The sequence below is a fragment of the Trebonia sp. genome, from assembly GCF_049794275.1.
Taxonomy (GTDB): domain Bacteria; phylum Actinomycetota; class Actinomycetes; order Streptosporangiales; family Streptosporangiaceae; genus Trebonia.
The window spans coordinates 1-3,783 of sequence record NZ_JBARCR010000033.1 but is presented as its reverse complement, the minus strand read 5'-3'; the positions used below and the strand labels follow the sequence as shown (position 1 = coordinate 3,783).

Sequence of the window (3,783 nt, the reverse complement as noted above, 5' to 3'; positions counted from 1 at the left end):
GATCCTCAGCGTAGCCGCGCTGACCGAGCCGGGACCGTGCTAGCCGTACCGCAGACAGGGTGGGCGCACGGTGGATCTCCTTTTGCCGCCCAGGGAGCATCGAGATAGATGACCGGAATGGCCGGTCGCCGATTGCAAAAGGAGATATCACAATGTACGCAGCAACGTCATGGGGTTACCGTCACCCCTACATCTGCACTGGCGTGCGCATCGCCGCCGGTACTTGGAACCTGGTCCTCGGCAGCCTGCTGCTCACGCATGGCTACCGGTGGGGAGTGGCTCTGTTCGCCACAGCGGCGCTGATCTTCTGGGCCGCATACATCCTGGCCCGGGGGAAGTCCGAATCCCGAGCGCAATGACCAGCGCTAGCGTGCGCCGGCCGACGCAGCGCTCAGAAGAGATCGCCGCCGGTCAGCACGTACAAGAAGGGCACGAGCGGAATCAGCCCGAAGATGGCCCACGCTAGCTTGCCGACGGTGGTCAGGTCGGTCCGTGACACCAGATTGATCCACATGAGCACGACCGCTACCGGGTGGAGAATACAGAGCAGGAGCTCCACCAGCTTCTTCCCCATGGCACCTCCAAGGGCCAAGCTTGCCGCACGAATTTGCTGCCCGGGGAAGCGGGTCTCAAACACCGGCCCGAGACTGGGCAGGAACGAAGAAGCATCCGCCGGGGCGCCGTCGGCATACTGGCTGACGAGACGGAAAGCGACAGCTCTGGGGGCAATCGGGCTGTCGATGTGACCCACGATTTCAGGAGTGACCATGACCGGATCCGCCACAGAGGGAATCAAGACCGTCCTGCATCCCGTGTCCGACCTCGCTAAGGCCAAGCCCGTGTACGCCGCTCTGCTCGGCGTGGAGCCATCGGCCGACGCGGCCTACTATGTAGGCTTCGACGCCGCGGGCCAGCACATCGGGCTGGTGCCGGGCGGCGGGCCGCAGGCCATGACCTCGCCGGTGGCCTACTGGCACGTGCCGGACATCGAGGCGAAGCTGGCCGAGGTGACCGCTGCGGGCGCCACCGTGAAGGACCCCGTGCGCGACGTCGGCGGCGGCCGGCTGGTGGCCACCGTCACCGATCCCGACGGCAACGTCCTCGGGCTGCTGCAGGACAGGTGAGGGCGGCGCCGCCCGACAAGATGGAGACAGGATGAGCATGGCCACGAGGCCGGAGACGCAGGCGCCTGAGCCGCACGCTGCCGACAGTCACGACCTGATCCGCGTGCACGGCGCCCGGGAGAACAATCTCAAGGACGTCAGCATCGAGATCCCGAAGCGCCGGCTCACGGTGTTCACCGGCGTCTCCGGCTCGGGCAAGAGCTCACTGGTGTTCGGCACGATCGCGGCGGAGTCGCAGCGGCTGATCAACGAGACCTACAGCGCGTTCGTGCAGGGCTTCATGCCGACCCTGTCGCGGCCCGAGGTTGACGTGCTCGAAGGGCTGACGACCGCGATCATCGTCGACCAGCAGCGGATGGGTGCCGACCCGCGTTCCACGGTCGGCACCGCCACTGACGCCAACGCGATGCTGCGCATCCTGTTCAGCCGGCTCGGGCAGCCGCACATCGGCTCGCCCAAGGCGTTCTCCTTTAACGTCCCTTCGATCAGCGGAGCCGGCGCGGTCACCCTGGAGCGCGCCGGGAAGACCGTCAAGGAGCGGCGCAGCTTCAGCATCACCGGCGGGATGTGCCCGCGGTGCGAGGGCCGGGGCACCATCTCCGACATCGACCTCACCCAGCTGTTCGACGCGTCCAAGTCGCTCAGGGAGGGCGCGATCACCGCTCCCGGCTACACCGGGGGCGGCTGGAACTCTCGCCTCTACATCGAGTCGGGCTTCTTCGACCCGGACAAGCCGGTCCGCGACTTCACCAAGAAGGAGCTGCACGACTTCCTGTACCGCGAGCCGGTCCGGATGAAGATCGCGGGCATCAACATGACATACGAGGGCCTGGTGCCCCGGATCCAGAAATCGATGCTGTCGAAGGACCCGGACGCGATGCAGCCGCACATCCGGGCGTTCGTGGAGCGGGCGGTGACCTTCAGCGCGTGCCCGGAGTGCGGGGGGACCCGGCTGGCGGAGCCAGCCAGGTCGTCGAAGATCAAGGGGATCAACATTGCCGACGCGTGCGCGATGGAGATCCGCGATCTTGCCGAATGGATCGGGGCGCTCGACGAGCCGTCGGTAGCGCCGCTGCTCGTCACTCTCAAGCACACCCTCGACTCGTTCACGGAAATCGGGCTTGGCTACCTCTCGCTCGACCGGGCGGCGGGCACGCTGTCCGGCGGCGAGGCGCAGCGCGTCAAGATGATCCGCCAGCTCGGCTCCTCGCTCACCGACGTCACCTACGTCTTCGACGAGCCGACGATCGGGCTGCATCCCCATGACATCCAGCGGATGAACGAGCTGCTGCTGCGACTGCGGGACAAGGGCAACACGGTGCTGGTCGTGGAGCACAAGCCGGAGACGATCACGATCGCCGACCACGTCGTCGACCTCGGCCCCGGCGCTGGAACGGCGGGCGGCACCGTCTGTTTCGAGGGCACCATCGGGGGGCTGCGGGCCAGCGGCACCATCACGGGCCGCCATTTCGACGACCGGGCCACCCTCAAGGAGAAGGTGCGGACGCCGGCCGGCGCGCTCGAAGTCCGCGGCGCGAGCACCCACAACCTGCGCGACGTCGACGTCGACATCCCGCTCGGCGTGCTGGTCGTCGTGACCGGCGTCGCCGGCTCCGGCAAGAGCTCGCTGATCCATGGCTCGGTATCCGGGCGGGACGAGGTGGTGTCGGTCGACCAGACCTCGATCCGCGGCTCGCGGCGGAGCAACCCCGCGACCTACACCGGGCTGCTCGACCCGATCCGCAACGCGTTCGCGAAGGCCAACGGCGTGAAGCCGGCGCTGTTCAGCGCCAACTCAGAGGGCGCCTGCCCCAACTGCAACGGCGTCGGCGTCATCTATACCGACCTGGCGATGATGGCTGGCGTCGCTACCACCTGCGAGGAGTGCGAGGGCAAGCGGTTCCAGGCATCGGTGCTCGAGTACCGCCTCGGCGGCCGGAACATCAGCGAGGTGCTCGCCATGCCGGTAGCCGAAGCCGGGGAGTTCTTCGCCGCCGGCGACGCCAAGAACGCGGCGGCGCACGTCATCCTCGGCCGCCTTGCCGACGTCGGGCTCGGCTACCTGAGCCTCGGCCAGCCTCTCACTACCCTGTCGGGCGGCGAGCAGCAGCGACTCAAGCTGGCGACCCGCATGGCGGAGAAGGGCGGGATCTACGTCCTCGACGAGCCGACCGCCGGCCTGCACCTCGCCGACGTAGAGCAACTGCTCGGCCTCCTCGACCGGCTCGTCGACTCCGGCAAGTCGGTCATCGTCATCGAGCACCACCAGGCGGTCATGGCGCACGCCGACTGGATCATCGACCTCGGCCCCGGCGCCGGCCACGACGGCGGCCGGATCGTCTTCGAGGGCACGCCCGCCGATCTCGTCGCCGACCGCCCCACGCTCACCGGCAAGCACCTCGCGGCCTACGTCGGCGCCTGACCGGAAGACCAGCGGAGCGGCTTCACCCGGCCAGGGTGAGGCCACCTGCCCGCAGGCCGTGGGTGAATACCGATATGACGAGCGCCATCGAGTTCGAGCACGACTTCCCCGCGCAGCCCAGTGCCGAGATGGCACACCGCGAGCAGGACCGGCGGCGAGCACTGGAGGCCTACCACTACTTCTACCCGACGGTGTCGCTGGAATCGATCGCCCGCGGGACAAGGGCAGCGGGGGCAG

4 protein-coding genes are annotated in these 3,783 nt (G+C 68.0%); 3 read left to right on the top strand and 1 reads right to left on the bottom strand.

Features of this window, described 5'->3' with window-relative positions; genetic code table 11:
- The first annotated feature begins 152 nt into the window (after positions 1 to 152).
- Positions 153 to 359, top strand: a complete 207-nt coding sequence (locus WA805_RS00905) for a hypothetical protein (protein ID WP_422275760.1) — start codon at positions 153 to 155, stop codon at positions 357 to 359.
- A gap of 32 nt (positions 360 to 391) precedes the next feature.
- Here the strand turns inward: WA805_RS00905 and WA805_RS00900 are convergent, their stop codons facing one another.
- Entirely contained in the window at positions 392 to 769 is a 378-nt protein-coding gene (locus WA805_RS00900; protein WP_422275762.1) for a hypothetical protein, read from the bottom strand.
- Between WA805_RS00900 and WA805_RS00895 the strand changes: the two genes are divergently transcribed.
- Both WA805_RS00895 and WA805_RS00890 read left to right on the top strand, forming a co-directional pair.
- Positions 768 to 1,124: a VOC family protein gene (locus WA805_RS00895; RefSeq protein WP_422284396.1), complete on the top strand. Its 357-nt coding sequence runs from the start codon at positions 768 to 770 to the stop codon at positions 1,122 to 1,124. The two genes, WA805_RS00900 and WA805_RS00895, sit on opposite strands and share 2 nt — an antisense overlap.
- A gap of 31 nt (positions 1,125 to 1,155) precedes the next feature.
- Positions 1,156 to 3,546: an ATP-binding cassette domain-containing protein gene (locus WA805_RS00890; protein WP_425241416.1), complete on the top strand. Its 2,391-nt coding sequence runs from the start codon at positions 1,156 to 1,158 to the stop codon at positions 3,544 to 3,546.
- The last annotated feature ends 237 nt before the right edge of the window (positions 3,547 to 3,783 follow it).